This window comes from Actinophytocola sp., from assembly GCF_036555685.1.
Classification (GTDB): Bacteria; Actinomycetota; Actinomycetes; order Mycobacteriales; family Pseudonocardiaceae; genus Actinophytocola.
The window spans coordinates 1-15,087 of the sequence record NZ_DATBKY010000283.1 but is presented as its reverse complement, the minus strand read 5'-3'; the positions used below and the strand labels follow the sequence as shown (position 1 = coordinate 15,087).

Genomic DNA, 15,087 nt, shown 5'->3' with positions numbered 1-15,087 from the left:
CCGCGACTCCTCGTCGACGTCCCCGCACAGGTACGTCGCGTCGGTGTCGCCGTGGACCCCGTCGACGTACGCCGTGATGTCGATGTTGACGATGTCGCCGTCCTCGAGCACGCGGCTGTCGGGGATGCCGTGGCAGATGACCTCGTTGACGCTGGTGCACAACGACTTCGGAAATCCCCGGTAGCCGAGCGTCGAGGGGTAGGCGCCGTGGTCGAGGAGGAACTCGTGGATCACGGCGTCGATCTCGTCGGTCGTGGCACCGGGCTTGACGGCCTCGCCGCCCACCTGGAGCGCCTGCGCGGCGATCCGCCCGGCGACCCGCATGGCCTCGATGGTCTCGTCGGTCTGCACCCACGGCTCGGTGTTGCGCTTGGGGGCGTCCTTGTCCACGTACTCGGGACGCACGATCGAGGAGGGAACAGGCCGGCGCGGCGACTGGACACCGGGCTTGAGCGAAGCACGTACGGGCATGACCCCCACCCTACGATGCGTTCCTGGGCGGGCGATCGGGAATGGCCGTCGCGTGGCTGCCGCGTGCTTGCCGTGCGGTCGTCCCAGGTCTCAGGCTTTCGCGCCGGCCGCGTCGGTGGGTCTCTGTAGCCTGGATTTCGGGGGGCCGGAGGCCGCCGTTGATCTTGGCCTGTGGAGTGTGAGCTGGGAATTCGCAGCTGCGTGGCACGCGAGGGCCGCTTGGCCGGCACAGGCTGCTTGTCGCGTTCGGTGCGCTCGCTCAGCCCAGGGCTCTCAGGAATCTCGTCGCCGCCACCACCGCCTTCGTCGAGGCGCCGGCGTCCGTGATCAGGAGCGCGAACGCCATGTCGCCCCGGAAGGCCACGTACCAGCCATGCGCGTGGGTGCCGTCGCCGAACTGGGCCGTGCCGGTCTTGCCCCGGACGTTCCGGTAGCCGGCCAACGCCGGCGTCCTTGCCGTGACCTCCTGCATCATCGCGCGCATCGCGGTCAGGATCGACGCGTCGACCGGCTTCGGGTCCTCGGTGTCGGTCGTCGTGTCCGAACCCTGCAGCAGGGTCGGGGTCGCCAGCTTGCCCGACGCGACCGTAGAGGCCACCAGGGCCATGCCGAACGGGCTCGCCACCACCCTGCCCTGGCCGAACCCGTCCTCCGCGCGCTCCACCACATCGGACGCCGGCGGCACCGAGCCGGTGACGGTCGTCGCACCGCGCATGACGAAGTCCGCGCCCAGGCCCAGGCGCCGCGCGGTGTCGGTCAGCGCCGCGGGCTCGAGTTTCGTCGCCAGCTGGGCGAACGTCGTGTTGCAAGAGAACGCGAACGCACTGTGCAACGGGATCACGCCCTTGTCGAACTTGCCGGCGTTCGGCACCACACGGCCGTCGATCGTTATCGTGCCGGGGCAGCCGACCCTCGCGTTCGGCTGGGTCTTGCCCGACTCCAGGCCGGCGATCGCGGTAACGATCTTGAACGTGGAGCCCGGCGGGTAGCGGCCGGTCAGCGCCAGCGCGCCCTGCTTGTCCGCGGGCGCGTTCTGCGCGACCGCGAGCAACTCGCCCGTCGACGCCTGCATCGCCACCAGCATCGACGGCGTCTTCTCCGCCGCCAGCGCCGTCTGCGCCGCGTTCTGCACCTTCGTGCTCAGCGTGACGTGCGCGGCCTCCGCCGGTTCGGCCGCCTTCGCGTACAGCTCGGACGCCTCGGCGCCCGAGACGTCCGTCGTGATGATCCGCCAGCCAGCCTGGCCGATCAGCTCGTCCTCGACCACCTTGCGGATGCCCGGCAGCAGGGTCGGCGCCAGCTTCTTGTCCGCCGGCAGCAGCCGGGGCGAGGCCGTGAACCGCACGCCGGGCAGGTCGTAGATCCGCGGCTTGATCAGCTCGTAGTCGTTCGACCGCAACGTCACGACCTGGTACGGCTGGCCGGCCGGAACCTTCTCCGCACCGTCCAGAATGGACTTCTGGGTGATCGTCGGGTCGAAGCCGCGCAGGTTGTCCGCGAGCGAGCCGGCGACGGCGGCCGTGTCGCCCGCCTTCTTCGGTTCGAACAGCACCGCGACGACCCGGTCCGGCGACATGAGCGGGACGCCGTCGCGGTCGAGGACCGGCGCGAACTCCGGCTGCTCGTTCTGGAACGCGAGCGACTGCTGCTCGGCGAGCTCCGGGTGCACGACCGTCGGCGCCCAGTGGATCTTCCACGTGTCGTCGACCTCGCGCAGGTCCATGCGGCCCTCGTAGTCCCACCGCCGGTCGTGCCCGAAGTCCCACGTCACGTCGAACGACGCCTTGGCCGACGTCTCGCTCGTCTCGACCTTGCCCAGCTGCGCGGCCACCTTCTCCGGCTCCAGCTCGCCGCGCACGCGGGACAGCAGCGCCTTCGCCGACTCGGGCGAGTCCGTCAGGCCGGCCGCCGCGCCGGCGTCGCCCCGCGCGAACGCGCCGAGGTAGTCCGACGCCACGTCCTCGGGCGTCGGCCCGGACTCGCCGAAGAGCCCGCACCCGGCGACGGGCAGCACGAGCAGAGCCGCGGCGAGGACACCGGCCGCACGGCGGAGAGGAACACGCACGCCGGCGAGTATCTCCGACGGCACCGACGCTCAGAACAGCACGGTCGCGTACTGCCCGACCCGTGTGAACCCGATCCGCCGGTACGCCGACTGCGCCACCTGGTTGTAGGCGTTGACGTACAGGCTCGCGGTGCGCCCGAGCCCGCGGACCAACCGGTCGACGACGGCCGCGGTGCCCGCCGAGCCCAGGCCGTGGCCGCGGCGGTCGGGGTGCACCCACACGCCCTGGATCTGGCCGACGGCGTTCGACAGCGCGCCGATCTCCGCCTTGAACACGACCTCGCCGCCCTCGAACCGGGCGAACGCACGGCCGGCTGCGATCAGCTCGGCGACGCGGGCGCGGTAGCTGGCCCCACCGTCACCGGCGCGCGGGTCGACGCCGACCTCCTCGATGAACATCGCGACCGCTGCCGGGAGGTAGCGGTCGAGCTCGTCCGGGCGCACGGGGCGGACCAGCGGGTCGGGCGGGGTGCTGGACTCGCGTGAGGTCGACATGAGCGGCTGGTTGTCGCGGACCTCGCGGGCCGGCCCCCAGTCCAGCTCCAGTTCGGACCACAGGCCGAGGACCTGCTCGGCCGGCCCGACGACCGACGAGCACATGCGCCGCCGGCGCAGCGCCCGGTCGGCGAACGCGCGCAGCGCGGACCGGTTGCCCTGCAACGGGATCAGGTTCGACCCGGCGAAGCAGAGGGAGTCGAGCCGGCCGGTACGGAACCCGCGGGGCTCGCAGCCCCACAGCTCACCGCCCAGCCGCCACGGATCCATACCGAGGGTCTCGATCCGCGAGGCGACCATGCAGGACGCGACCGGGTCCGCCGTGAGCATCGCGCGCACGGCCAGTCGATCCCGCTCGTCGAGCAGCCGCGCTCCAGCAAGCCGCAACACAAGGTCAAGCGTGCCAGATGAGCGGCCTTCGGGACAGCGGTGACCCGCGGCCGGCGAACCGGTGAAGAAATTCGCCCGATGGTGTCGATCCGCGGTGTCCGGACACGACGTGTCCGTGAAGCCGAGCGGAAGGAGCCCGCCATGCGTTTCCTGGTCCTGGCGACGTCGGTGGAGCCGGTCCCGCCCACCGCGGCCGCGGTGTGGCGGTACAACGAGGAGCTCGTGCGGGCCGGGGTGCTGGTCGCCGCGGACGGGCCGGCGTCGAGCGCGCGGGGCGCCCGGGTCCGCTACGCGGACGGGCGGGCCACCTTCGAGGAGGGCGAGGGCCCGGTGGCCGGCTACTGGCTGCTCGACGTGTCGTCGCGGCGTGAGGCGGCCGAATGGGCCCGCCGCTGCCCGTGCGAGGTGGAGGTCCGCCGCGCACCCGAGCCGGCGGGGTTCCCGGCCCTGAGCCCCGAGCACGAGGACTACCTTCGGGCGCAGATCGCCCACCGATGAGTTGGCCGCACCGCGCCGGTCTGTACGGGTGACACCGACTCACGGGAGGCTGGCAGCATGCGGAAACTGACCTACGGCATGAACGTGACCCTGGACGGCTACATCGCCGCGCCCGGCGACGACATCGGCTGGAGCGAGCCGAGCGACGAGATATTCCGGTGGTGGACCGATCAGGTGCGTGCGAGCAGCCTGACGCTGTACGGGCGCAAGCTCTGGGAGACGATGAGCTCCCACTGGCCGACCGGCGACCAGCAGCCGAACGCCACGCCGGCGGAGATCGAGTTCGCGCGGCTGTGGCGGGACACGCCGAAGGTGGTGTTCTCCTCGACGATCGACAAGGTCGACTGGAACACCCGCCTGGTCACCGGCGACGCGGTCGCCGAGATCACCCGGCTCAAGGCCGAGGACGGGGGCCCGATGGACATCGGCGGCGCGACTCTCGCCGGGTCGGCCATGCGCGCCGGTCTGATCGACGAGTACCAGGTGGTCACGTACCCGGTCCTGGTGGGCGGCGGCACGCCGTTCTTCGCGGGGCTGGACAGCTGGGTGAACCTGAACCTGGTCGCGACCCAGGCCTTCCCCGGCGGCGTGATCCTGACCCGGTACGAGACGAGGCGTTAGGAGACGGTCACGACGGGCTCGCCCGCGGTCTCGCCGGACTCCTCGGCGATGCGCATGGCCTCCTCGATGAGGGTCTCCACGATCTGGTGCTCGGGGACGGTCTTGATGACCTTGCCCTTGACGAAGATCTGGCCCTTGCCGTTGCCCGACGCCACGCCGAGGTCGGCCTCGCGGGCCTCGCCCGGGCCGTTCACCACGCAGCCCATCACGGCGACGCGCAGCGGCACCTCCATGCCCTCGAGCCCGGCGGTGACCTCGTCGGCCAGCTTGTACACGTCCACCTGCGCCCGGCCGCACGACGGGCACGACACGATCTCCAGCTTGCGCGGCCGCAGGTTCAGCGACTGCAGGATCTGCGCGCCGACCTTGACCTCCTCGACCGGCGGCGCGGACAGCGACACCCGGATCGTGTCGCCGATGCCCTGCCGCAGCAGCGCGCCGAACGCGACCGCCGACTTGATCGTGCCCTGGAACGCCGGACCGGCCTCGGTGACGCCGAGGTGCAGCGGGTAGTCGCACTGCTCGGCCAGCAGCTCGTACGCCCGGACCATGACCACCGGGTCGTTGTGCTTGACCGAGATCTTGATGTCGTGGAAGTCGTGCTCGGCGAACAGGGATGCCTCCCACAGCGCCGACTCCGCGAGCGCCTCGGGTGTGGCCTTGCCGTACTTCTTCAGCAGCCGGGGGTCCAGCGAGCCCGCGTTGACGCCGATGCGGATCGGGGTGGCGTGGTCGCGCGCGGCCTGTGCGATCTCCTTGACCTTGTCGTCGAACTTCTTGATGTTGCCGGGGTTGACCCGCACGGCCGCGCAGCCCGCCTCGATCGCGGCGAACACGTAGCGCGGCTGGAAGTGGATGTCCGCGATGACCGGGATCTGCGACTTCGCCGCGATCGCCGGCAACGCCTCCGCGTCGTCCTGGGACGGGCAGGCCACCCGCACGATGTCGCAGCCGGCCGCGGTCAGCTCGGCGATCTGCTGCAGCGTCGCGTTCACATCGGCGGTGTTCGTGGTGGTCATCGACTGCACCGAGATCGGGTGCTCGCTGCCGACGCCGACCTTGCCGACCATCAGCTGCCTGGTCTTGCGGCGCTCCGCCAGCACCGGCGGTGGGAGCGCGGGCATGCCCAGCATGGTGCCATCGGTCATGGCTGTTCCGCCTCCCCGAAACCAGATGTGTTGGTCGCGTTGCCGAACTGCTGTTCGGCCACGCAACTGTGGCCGGCTTGCGTCGTGTTCCCCTGCGGTGCGGTCGGCAGACACGCAGCCTGTGTCATGTCCTCAGCCTACTGAGGTATCCGGATCGGGTTGACGATGTCCGCTGTGACGGTCAACAACACCACCGCTCCGCCGAGCAACACGAACACCATCGTGACCGCGGACAACTTGGAGTAGTCGACCGGGCCGCCGGCCGGCTGGCCGCGCAGCCTGCGCAGCCAGTCGCGGACCTTCTCGTAGAACAGGACCGCGATGTGCCCGCCGTCCAGCGGCAGCAGGGGTAGCAGGTTGAACACGCCGACGAAGAAGTTCAGCGTGGCGAGCAGCAGCAGGAACATCTCCCACAGCCCGCGCTCGACCGCGTCGCCGCCGATGATGCTGGCGCCGACCACGCTGACCGGCGTGTCCTGGTCGCGCGGTGCGCCGCCGATCGCCTCGATGACCTTCGGGATCTTCTGCGGGAACGCCAGCAGCCCGTTCCACACGCCGACGAACATGTCGCCGGTGAAGCTCGTCGCGCCACCGAAGCCGCCGACCACGCTGTAGTGGTTCACGGCGGGCGGCAGCGCCACGGACACCCCGATCGCGCCGACCTTGCCGTTGTCGGTCGACACCTGCGCGACGTCGACGGTCATCGTGAGCGTCTCGCTCCCCCGCTTCACGACGAACTCGGCCGGGCCGGACAGCTTCTCGACCTTCTCGACCATGTCCTTCCAGGTCGGCGTCGGCGTCCCGGCGACGGACTGCACGAGGTCGCCGGGGCGCAGGCCCGCGTCCTTGGCCGGGGCCGCCGCGCCCGGCGAGCAGCCGGTCTGCGACTGGTCGGTCTTGTCCACCACGCAGTCGTTGACGGTGCCGACCTCGGGCTTCACGGCGTTGACGTCGAACTTCAGGTTCGGCAGGCCCATCGTGATGGCCATCAGGTACAGGATGATGAACCCGATGATGAAGTGGGTGACCGAGCCCGCGACCATCACGACGAAGCGCTTCCACGTCGCGTAGCGCCACATCGCGCGCGGCGCCTCGTCCGGCGTGACCTCGTCCAGCGCGGTCATGCCGGCGATGTCGCAGAAGCCACCGGCCGGGATCGCCTTCAGGCCGTACTCGGTGTCGCCGCGGCGGAAGGACCAGATCGTGGGGCCGAAGCCGATGAAGTACCGGCGGACCCGCATCCCGAACATCTTGGCCGCGCCCATGTGACCGGCCTCGTGCAACGCGACGGAGATGCATATCCCCAGCGCGAACAGGATGATCCCAAGGATCCACGCGAGCACGTCGTCAGTCCTCTCCCGGCCCGGTGGTGCCGAGCTCAGCCGTCGCCCCTAGCCGCTGCCTGGCCTGGGACCGTGCCCAGCTCTCCGCGGCGAGCACCTCCTCGACGCCGGACGGCTCGCCGTGCCAGTCGTCCGCGTCGTCGAGTACTCGGTGCACAGTGTCCACAATGCCGGTGAAGGCCGTGTGTCCTCCGGCGAATGCCGTGACGGCCTCCTCGTTCGCCGCGTTGTAGACCGCCGGCAGGCAGCCGCCGGCCTCGCCGGCCTGCCGCGCGAGCCGCACGGCCGGGAACGTCTCGTGGTCGAGCGGCTCGAACGTCCAGGCCGAGGCCGTGTCGAACGTCACCGGCCGGGCCGCCGCGGGCACGCGGTCGGGCCAGCCCAGGGCCAGCGAGATCGGCAGCCGCATGTCCGGCGGGCTGGCCTGTGCCAGCGTGGAGCCGTCCGCGAACGTCACCATCGAGTGGATCATCGACTGCGGGTGCACGACCACGTCGATGCGTTCGTAGGGGACGTCGAACAGCAGGTGCGCCTCGATCAGCTCCAGCCCCTTGTTGACCAGGGTGGCGGAGTTGATCGTGATGACCGGCCCCATGTCCCAGGTCGGGTGGGCCATGGCGGCCGCGACCGTGACGTCGGTGAGGTCCGCACGGCGGCGGCCCCGGAACGGGCCGCCGGACGCGGTCAGCACCAGCCGCTCGACCTCGCCCTTGGCACCGCCGCGCAGGCACTGCGCGATCGCCGAGTGCTCGGAGTCGACCGGCACGAGCTGGCCCGGCTTGGCCGCGCGGAGCACGAGTGGGCCACCCGCGATCAGCGACTCCTTGTTCGCGAGCGCCAGCGTCGAGCCCGTGGCGAGGGCCCGCAGCGTCGGCTCGAGGCCGCGGGAGCCGGTGATCGCGTTGAGCACGATGTCGGCCGGTGTCGAGTCGATCAGCTCGGCGACCGCCTCCGGCCCGGCGAGAATCCGGGGCATCGGGAACCCGCCGTGCTCGTAGCCGCGGCGCTTGGCCTCGGCGTACAGGGCGAGCTGGACGTCCTCGGCCGCGGTGGACCTGGACACGGCCACCGCGCGGGCGCCGGTGAGGACGGCCTGCGCGGCCAGGGTGGCCGGGTCGGCGCCGCCGGCCGCGACGCCGACCACCTCGAACCGGTCGGGGTTGGCCGCGATCACCTCCAGCGCCTGGACACCCACCGAGCCGGTGGAGCCGAGCACGAGGACGGTACGTCTGGCCGGTGTGGTCGTCGCGGCAGTCGGTGCGGTGGTCGGTGCGGTCGTCATTGCGGCCCATTCTTCCCGATACACGCGGACCGGCATCCGGACGGGCGGTGCCCGGGCCGTGTGGGAACATGTGCGCAAGGTTCAACCGTGCCGGGAGGGAACGTGGCTGGCTCACAGCTGGAGAAGCGACCGAAGAACGCGGTCGACCCGCATGAGGAGCCGTCCGCCGAGTGGGGCTGGCACGGCCGGTTCCCCCGCGGCCGCGAGATCGGCGGCTGGATCACCGCGATCGCGATGTTCCTGATGGCGTTCATCGGCAACCACATCGCCATGACCGAGCGGCTGTGGCTCATCGGCATCGGCGCCGGCCTCGTCGTGCTGCTGGTCGGGAGCCGGGTGCGGCAGCGCACCTCCTGGCGGCGCTAGCGGATTTCGGCCTTCACGCAACCCACCGGAACAAACGAACCGGTGGGTTTGCTGATCACGGGTGACGACGCTGTCAGTCCAGTCCCCGTCGGTGAAAGGCCGTAATGGATCGCGCCACGCTTTCCCCACCCCGTGCGTCGTTCGCGCCCGAGTCGCCGGCCGGCCTCGCGCGTGTCCGGCTCATCCTGGTGCTCGGCGCGCTGATCGCGCTGGGTCCGCTCACGATCGACATGTACCTGCCGGCACTGCCGGCGATCGCGGACGACCTGATGACGTCGTCCGCCACGATCCAGCTCACGCTGACGGGCACGCTGCTCGGCCTCGGCCTCGGCCAGCTCGCGATCGGCCCGTTCTCGGATGCCGTGGGCCGCAGGCTGCCGCTGGTGCTGGGTACGGCGTTGCACGTCGTGGCGTCGTTGCTGTGCCTGGTCGCGCCGAACGTGGCGGTGCTGGGCCTGCTGCGCGTGGTGCAGGGCGTCGGCGCGGCGGCGGCGATGGTCGTGGCGCTGGCCGTCGTGCGGGACCTCTTCACCGGCCGGGCGGCCGCGACCGCGCTGTCCCGGCTGATGCTCGTGATGGGCGCGGCCCCGATCCTGGCCCCGACGCTCGGCGCGGCCGTGCTGCTGCGGGGCTCGTGGCGCTGGGTGTTCGCGGTGCTCGCCGTGTTCGGCGTGGCGTTGATGCTGGTGGCGGTGTTCCTGCTGAAGGAGACGCTGCCTGCGTCCCGCCGCCGGACGGGCGCGTTCGGTCCGATACTGCGGACCTACCGCTCGCTGGTGACCGACCGGCAGTTCGTGGTGCTGACGCTGGTGGCCGCGCTGGGCATGTCGGCGCTGTTCTCGTACGTGTCGGGCTCGTCGTTCGTGCTGCAGGACGGGTACGGGCTGAGCCAGCAGCAGTTCGGGCTGGTGTTCGGCATCGGCGCGATCGCGATCATCGGGGCGTCGCAGTTCAACGTGGTGCTGCTGAACCGGTACTCGCCGGAGCGGATCGTGCTGTGGTCGCTGGCCGGGTCCGTCGTGTCCGGCGTGGTGCTGACCGTGCTGTCGCTGTCGGGCACCGGGCTGCTCGGGTTCGTGGTGCCGCTGTTCTTCCTGCTGGGGACGATCGGCTTCGTGCTGCCGAACGCGCCCGCGCTGGCCCTGACCCGCCACGGCGAGGCGGCCGGCACGGCGGCGGCCCTGCTGGGGGCGACGCAGTTCGCGCTGGGTGCGCTGATCGCGCCACTGGTCGGCGTGCTGGGCAACGACGGCCCGGCCATGGCGCTCGTGATGACCGGCGGCGCGGCGGTCGCGTTCCTCGCGTTGGGCGCCACGCTCCGGCGGCCCGAGCCCGCCTAAGGGTTCAGTCGGCGGGCAGGACCGAGCGGACGGCGTCCTCGGTGCGGCCGACGACCGTGGTGCCGTCGTCGGCGGTGATGATCGGGCGTTGGATCAGGATCGGGTTCTCGGCCAGCGCCGCGATCCAGCGGGTGCGGGACGCCGGGGTCCGCTCCCACGAGCCGAGGCCCAGCTCCTTGGCGACCGCCTCGCCGGTGCGGGCGATGTCCCACGGCTCCAGCCCGAGCCGGTCGAGCACCGCGGTCAGCTCGCCGGCGGTCGGCGGGTCGTCCAGGTAGCGCCGCACGGTGTACTCCGCGCCGGCTTCGTCGAGCATCGACACGGCGGACCGGCACTTGCTGCACTTCGGGTTGACCCAGATCTCCATGGCGTCAGATCGAATCACGACCGCGACGCCGGCGGGAACCAGCCCCGAACCCCGCGGCCCCTCGTTCGTCCCCGCCGTACCGGCCGACGCGCCGCTGGTGGTCCCCAGCATGCCGAGCCCGCGTTCCTGGCGGTACTCCCGCTGATCGTGCTCCAGCTGGGCCTCATGTCACGCATCGTGCGCGAGTACCAGGGGCTCCTCGGCCCGTAGCTCGCGCCCGCACTGGCGCGTCCGATCGGCGCGGCGGCGCTTCGGCACGCCGTGCATCGTGGACGGCCGCCGGTCGGCCGTGCACCCGGCCGACCTCACCGCGCGGCTCGTACGTCGCTAGCCCTCGGCGGCCAGCTGACCGCACGCGGCGGCGATCTCCTGGCCGCGCGTGTCGCGGACCGTGCACGCCACTCCCCCGGCGTTGACCCGCCGCACGAACTCGCGCTCCACCGGCTTCGGGGACGCGTCCCACTTCGAGCCCGGCGTCGGGTTCAGCGGGATCACGTTCACGTGTACCAGCTGTGCCAGGTGCTCCCGCAGCCGCCTGGCCAGCAGGTCCGCCCGCCACGGCTGGTCGTTCACGTCCCGGATCAGCGCGTACTCGATCGATACGCGGCGGCCCGTGGTGTCGGCGTAGTAGCGCGCGGCCGCCAGCACCTCGTCGACCGACCAGCGCGTGTTGACCGGTACCAGCGTGTCGCGCAGCTCGTCGTCCGGCGTGTGCAGCGACACCGCGAGGCGGACCTGCATCCGCTCGTCGGCGAGCTTGCGGATGGCCGGGGCCAGGCCGACCGTCGACACGGTGACCGAGCGCTGCGAGATGCCCAGCCCGCCCGGCGCGGGGTCGCAGATGCGGTGCACGGCGTCGACCACCCGCCGGTAGTTCGCCAGCGGCTCGCCCATGCCCATGAACACGATGTTCGACAGCCGGCCCGGGGAACCGAGCTCGCCGTCGCGCATGGCGGCCGCCGCGGCACGGACCTGGTCCACGATCTCGGCGGTCGACAGGTTCCGCTGCAGCCCGCCCTGCCCGGTCGCGCAGAACGGGCACGCCATCCCGCACCCGGCCTGGCTCGACACGCACAGCGTCGTCCGGTCCGGGTAGCGCATGAGCACGCTCTCCAGCAGCGTCCCGTCGTGCGCGCGCCACAGCGTCTTGCGCGTCGTGCCGTCGTCGCAGCTCACGTGGCGGACCACGGACAGCAGCGGCGGCAGCAGCCCGCCGGCGAGCCGGTCGCGGCTGGCGGCGGGGATGTCGGTCATCAACGCGGGGTCCGCGGTCAGCCGGGCGAAGTAGTGATGCGACAGCTGGTTCGCGCGGAAGGGCTTCTCGCCCAGCTCGGTCACCGCCGCGCGCCGCTCGTCGGCGGACATGTCGGCCAGGTGACGAGGTGGGAGGCCGCGCTTGGGCGCGTCGAACACCAGGGGGAGTGCGGTCATAGCCCGGCCATTCTCCCATGGGCGATGAATCGGCCGGTTTCGGGAATGACGTTGCATCGCGATACGTTCCGATATATCGTAAACCTATCGCGATACCACGCGATACAACTACAGGGAGGAAACGATCATGCGTCCGTCATTTGGACAGTCATCCAGACACGGAGAACACCATCACGAACACCATCACCGCGGGCGACCGCCGTTCGGCGACCCGCACGAGGCCTTCGGGCCGGAGGGGCCGTTCGACCCGCGAACGGCACATGGGGGTTTCCCGCCTCCGCCACCGCACCCACCGTTCGGTGGCCCGTGGCCGGGCATGCCGGGTGCGCCGGGCATGCCGGGCTTCCCCGGTTTCCCGGGTGGGCGCGACATGCGCCGCGGCGGCAGGCGCCGGGGTCACGGGGGTGGCCGGCGCAGCAGGCGCGGCGACGTGCGGGCGGCGATCCTCGCCCTGCTCGCGGAGCGGCCGATGCACGGCTACGAGATGATCCAGGAGATCACCGAGCGCAGCGGCCAGTTCTGGCGGCCGAGCCCCGGCTCGGTCTATCCGACACTGCAGCTGCTCGCCGACGAGGGCCTCATCACGAGCACCGAGGGCAGCGGCGGCAAGCGTCGCTACGAGCTCACCGACGAGGGGCGGGAGGCGGCCGAGAAGCACGCCACCACGCCGCCGTGGGAGCAGATCGCCCAGGACGTCGACCCCAACGACGTGCACCTGCGCGACGCCATCGGCCAGCTCATGGGTGCCACCATGCAGGTCGCCCACGCGGCCACGGAGAACCAGAAGCAGCGCGCGATCGAGGTGCTCAACGAGGCACGCCGGGAGGTCTACGCGATCCTCGGCGAGGTCGAGCCGCCGCCGGTCGCCGACGACGAAGAGGACGACGAGGACTGACTCGTCAGGGGGTGAGCAGCCCGGTCGGCTTGCCGCGGTGCAGAACCCGGTAGCCGACCGGCAGGCTCAGCCCGGTCACCTCGGCGATCGCCCGCTGCGCCACGTTCGCGGAGAACTCGATCCGCAGCACGGCGGCCAGGTCGGCCCGGTCGGCGAACCGCCAGACCGTCTCGACCCGCCGGCTCGCGAAGCCCTGGCGGTCGAAGAAGGCGTCGATCTCGGCCACGTCGTAGCCGGGCAGATCCGCGCGCATCCACTCGCCGTACGGCTGGTGCCGGACGTCGAGGTCGACGATCACCAGTGAGCCACCGGGCCGCAGCACGCGGTCCGCCTCGGCGAGCCCCGGCTCGCAGCCGGGGCCGAAGAAGTACGCGGTCCGCGCGTGCACCACGTCCGCGCTCGCGTCCGGGAGCGGCAGCCGCTGCGCCGAGCCGGCCAGCACCTCGACGTTGTCCACGCCGGCCACCCGCTCCCGGGCGCGGCGCACGAGCGGCGGGTGCGGCTCGACGCCGGTCACGTGCCGGGCCGTGGCGGCGAAGCGGGACAGGTGGAAGCCGTCCCCGCAGCCGACGTCCACGACGTCGCGGCCGGACCAGTCGACGACGTCCTCGAGTACCCGCCAGATCTCGCCGTCGGCGTCCTGCGCGCGGTTCTCGACCTCGTACACCTCGGGCCAGTGCCAGATGTTCGGGCTCGGCACCGTGTCGTGCCCGCGCCGGACCGCCGCGAGCGCCCGAGTCACCAGTCCCACGTCTGCCAGCAAACCAGGCTCAGTGCGGCACGAACAGCCGCAGCAGCAGCCACGACACCACCGCGGCCGGCAGCAGCGAGTCCAGCCGGTCCATCACGCCGCCGTGCGCGGGCAGCAGGTGGCCCATGTCCTTGATCTTGAGGTCGCGCTTGATCAGCGACTCGACGAGGTCCCCGATCGTCGCGGTGCACACCAGCGCGGCGCCGAACAGCGCGCCCTGCCACCACTGGCCGTCGAGCAGCAGCGTCAGCGACAGGATCCCGGCGACGATGCCCGCGACCATCGACCCGGCGAAGCCCTCCCAGGACTTCTTCGGGCTGATGACCTTGGCCATCGGGTGCTTGCCGAACAGCACCCCGGCGGCGAAGCCGCCGGTGTCCGAGCAGACCACGAGGACCAGGAAGCACAGCACGCGTGCCACGCCGTCCTCGACGACCACGAGCATCGCCGCGAACGAAGCCAGCAGCGGCACGTAGGCGGCCGTCAGCACCGACGCGCTGAGGTCGCGCAGGTAGCCGTCGATGCCGCCGGCGAAGCGCCACACCATGCACGCGAGAACGGTCAGCACGAACGCCGCGAGCAGGCCGTTGCGTCCGAACGGCCAGGACAGCCAGACCATCGCCTGGCCGCCGACGAGCACCGGCCAGATCGTGACCCGGATGTCGGACGCCCGCCTGAGCGCGGTCGCGAGCTCGTAGCTGCCGACCGCGACGGCCGCGGCCACCACGCCGACGAAGATCTGCCGGACCGTCAGCAGCGAGACGAGCACGGCGGCGCCGAGCGCCAGGGAGACGGCGATCGACAACGGCACGTTGCGCCCGGCACGCGACGCGGCCGGTGCGGCGGATGCCGCTGGTACGGCCGGCACGGCTGGTACCGCCGGTACGGCTGGTTCGACCGGTTCGGGCTGGTCCTCGGCCGCGCCGGCCGCTTCACGGGTCATGTCGCTGGTCACTGGATCGAGAACGCTCAGACTTCGAGCAGCTCGGCTTCCTTGTGTTTGACCAGCTCGTCGACCTGCGCGACGTACTTGTCGGTGATGTGCTGGAGCTCCTTCTCGGCGCGGACCGCCTCGTCCTCGCCAGCCTCGCCGTCCTTGGCGATGCGGTGCAGCTCCTCGTTCGCCTTGCGGCGCACGTTGCGGATGGCGATCTTGGCTTCCTCGCCCTTGTGCTTGGCCATCTTGACCATCTCGCGGCGCCGCTCCTCGGACAGCTGCGGGATGACCACCCGGATGATCTGGCCGTCGTTGGTCGGGTTGACCCCCAGGTCGGAGTCGCGGATCGCCCGCTCGATGGAGGACAGCTGGCTCATGTCGTACGGCTTGACGACCGCCATCCGCGCCTCCGGAACGGAGATGCCGGCGAGCTGGTTCAGCGGCGTCGGCGCGCCGTAGTAGTCGACGACGATGCGCGCGAACATGGCCGGGTTCGCGCGGCCGGTGCGCACCGTGTTGAGGTCATCCTTGGCCACCGACACGGCCTTTTCCATCTTCTCCTCGGCGTCGAGGAGTGTCTCGTCGATCAAAGCTGCTCCTGTTGTTGTCTCCCCGGCCGCTGTCAGGGAGTGCTGACGACGGTGCCGATCCTCTCACCACGCACGGCGCGCGCGATGTTCCCCTCGA

The 15,087-nt window shown here is 71.4% G+C and carries 16 protein-coding genes; 5 read left to right on the top strand and 11 right to left on the bottom strand.

The window, feature by feature from the left end:
• From VH969_RS28560 to VH969_RS28550, 3 genes are all read right to left on the bottom strand, one after another.
• On the bottom strand, positions 1 to 471 hold a 471-nt coding region (locus tag VH969_RS28560; protein WP_331979799.1), incomplete at its 3' end, for a M24 family metallopeptidase.
• Positions 472 to 730: 259 nt separating this feature from the next.
• Positions 731 to 2,536, bottom strand: a complete 1,806-nt coding sequence (locus VH969_RS28555) for a penicillin-binding transpeptidase domain-containing protein (RefSeq protein WP_331979797.1) — start codon at positions 2,534 to 2,536, stop codon at positions 731 to 733.
• A gap of 30 nt (positions 2,537 to 2,566) precedes the next feature.
• Complete coding sequence (locus VH969_RS28550; protein ID WP_331979794.1) at positions 2,567 to 3,421, bottom strand: GNAT family N-acetyltransferase; 855 nt, start codon at positions 3,419 to 3,421, stop codon at positions 2,567 to 2,569.
• Between the two features lie 141 nt (positions 3,422 to 3,562).
• On the opposite strand from VH969_RS28550, the gene VH969_RS28545 reads away from it, so the two are divergent.
• Positions 3,563 to 3,919, top strand: coding sequence for a YciI family protein (locus tag VH969_RS28545; protein WP_331979792.1), 357 nt, complete (start codon positions 3,563 to 3,565; stop codon positions 3,917 to 3,919).
• A gap of 57 nt (positions 3,920 to 3,976) precedes the next feature.
• Positions 3,977 to 4,540: a dihydrofolate reductase family protein gene (locus VH969_RS28540; RefSeq protein WP_331979790.1), complete on the top strand. Its 564-nt coding sequence runs from the start codon at positions 3,977 to 3,979 to the stop codon at positions 4,538 to 4,540.
• Here the strand turns inward: VH969_RS28540 and ispG are convergent.
• The 3 genes from ispG to dxr all read right to left on the bottom strand — a co-directional run bounded on the left by ispG (position 4,537) and on the right by dxr (position 8,313).
• Positions 4,537 to 5,688: a flavodoxin-dependent (E)-4-hydroxy-3-methylbut-2-enyl-diphosphate synthase gene (gene ispG, locus VH969_RS28535; protein WP_331979788.1), complete on the bottom strand. Its 1,152-nt coding sequence runs from the start codon at positions 5,686 to 5,688 to the stop codon at positions 4,537 to 4,539. The two genes, VH969_RS28540 and ispG, sit on opposite strands and share 4 nt — an antisense overlap.
• 137 nt (positions 5,689 to 5,825) lie before the next feature.
• The gene (locus VH969_RS28530) at positions 5,826 to 7,031 is read right to left on the bottom strand and encodes a M50 family metallopeptidase (RefSeq protein ID WP_331979786.1); all 1,206 of its coding nucleotides are present in this window, start codon (positions 7,029 to 7,031) and stop codon (positions 5,826 to 5,828) included.
• Positions 7,032 to 7,035: 4 nt separating this feature from the next.
• Positions 7,036 to 8,313: a 1-deoxy-D-xylulose-5-phosphate reductoisomerase gene (dxr, locus tag VH969_RS28525; protein ID WP_331979784.1), complete on the bottom strand. Its 1,278-nt coding sequence runs from the start codon at positions 8,311 to 8,313 to the stop codon at positions 7,036 to 7,038.
• Positions 8,314 to 8,415: 102 nt separating this feature from the next.
• On the opposite strand from dxr, the gene VH969_RS28520 reads away from it, so the two are divergent.
• Together VH969_RS28520 and VH969_RS28515 are read left to right on the top strand one after the other, a co-directional pair.
• A complete protein-coding gene (locus VH969_RS28520; protein ID WP_331979782.1) occupies positions 8,416 to 8,679 on the top strand; it encodes a DUF2631 domain-containing protein in 264 nt (87 codons plus the stop codon).
• Positions 8,680 to 8,783: 104 nt separating this feature from the next.
• Positions 8,784 to 10,019 carry a multidrug effflux MFS transporter gene (locus tag VH969_RS28515; RefSeq protein WP_331979780.1) on the top strand — a complete coding sequence of 412 codons (1,236 nt, stop codon included), beginning with the start codon at positions 8,784 to 8,786 and terminating at the stop codon, positions 10,017 to 10,019.
• Between the two features lie 4 nt (positions 10,020 to 10,023).
• Here the strand turns inward: VH969_RS28515 and VH969_RS28510 are convergent, their stop codons facing one another.
• Together VH969_RS28510 and rlmN are read right to left on the bottom strand one after the other, a co-directional pair.
• Entirely contained in the window at positions 10,024 to 10,386 is a 363-nt protein-coding gene (locus VH969_RS28510; RefSeq protein WP_331979803.1) for an arsenate reductase family protein, read from the bottom strand.
• 327 nt (positions 10,387 to 10,713) lie between these two features.
• Positions 10,714 to 11,817 (bottom strand): dual-specificity RNA methyltransferase RlmN, encoded by a 1,104-nt coding sequence (gene rlmN, locus VH969_RS28505; protein ID WP_331979778.1) that lies wholly within the window; start codon positions 11,815 to 11,817, stop codon positions 10,714 to 10,716.
• A gap of 316 nt (positions 11,818 to 12,133) precedes the next feature.
• Here rlmN and VH969_RS28500 point away from each other — a divergent pair, with 316 nt between their 5' ends.
• Entirely contained in the window at positions 12,134 to 12,712 is a 579-nt protein-coding gene (locus tag VH969_RS28500; protein ID WP_331979776.1) for a PadR family transcriptional regulator, read from the top strand.
• 4 nt (positions 12,713 to 12,716) lie between these two features.
• Here VH969_RS28500 and VH969_RS28495 read toward each other — a convergent pair whose 3' ends face one another.
• From VH969_RS28495 to frr, 3 genes are read right to left on the bottom strand one after another with little or no spacing between them, the layout of a single operon-like run.
• Positions 12,717 to 13,463 carry a class I SAM-dependent methyltransferase gene (locus VH969_RS28495; protein WP_414638632.1) on the bottom strand — a complete coding sequence of 249 codons (747 nt, stop codon included), beginning with the start codon at positions 13,461 to 13,463 and terminating at the stop codon, positions 12,717 to 12,719.
• Positions 13,464 to 13,482: 19 nt separating this feature from the next.
• A complete protein-coding gene (locus VH969_RS28490; protein ID WP_331979774.1) occupies positions 13,483 to 14,406 on the bottom strand; it encodes a phosphatidate cytidylyltransferase in 924 nt (307 codons plus the stop codon).
• 26 nt (positions 14,407 to 14,432) lie between these two features.
• A complete protein-coding gene (frr, locus tag VH969_RS28485) occupies positions 14,433 to 14,990 on the bottom strand; it encodes a ribosome recycling factor (protein ID WP_331979772.1) in 558 nt (185 codons plus the stop codon).
• Positions 14,991 to 15,087 lie beyond the last annotated feature (97 nt).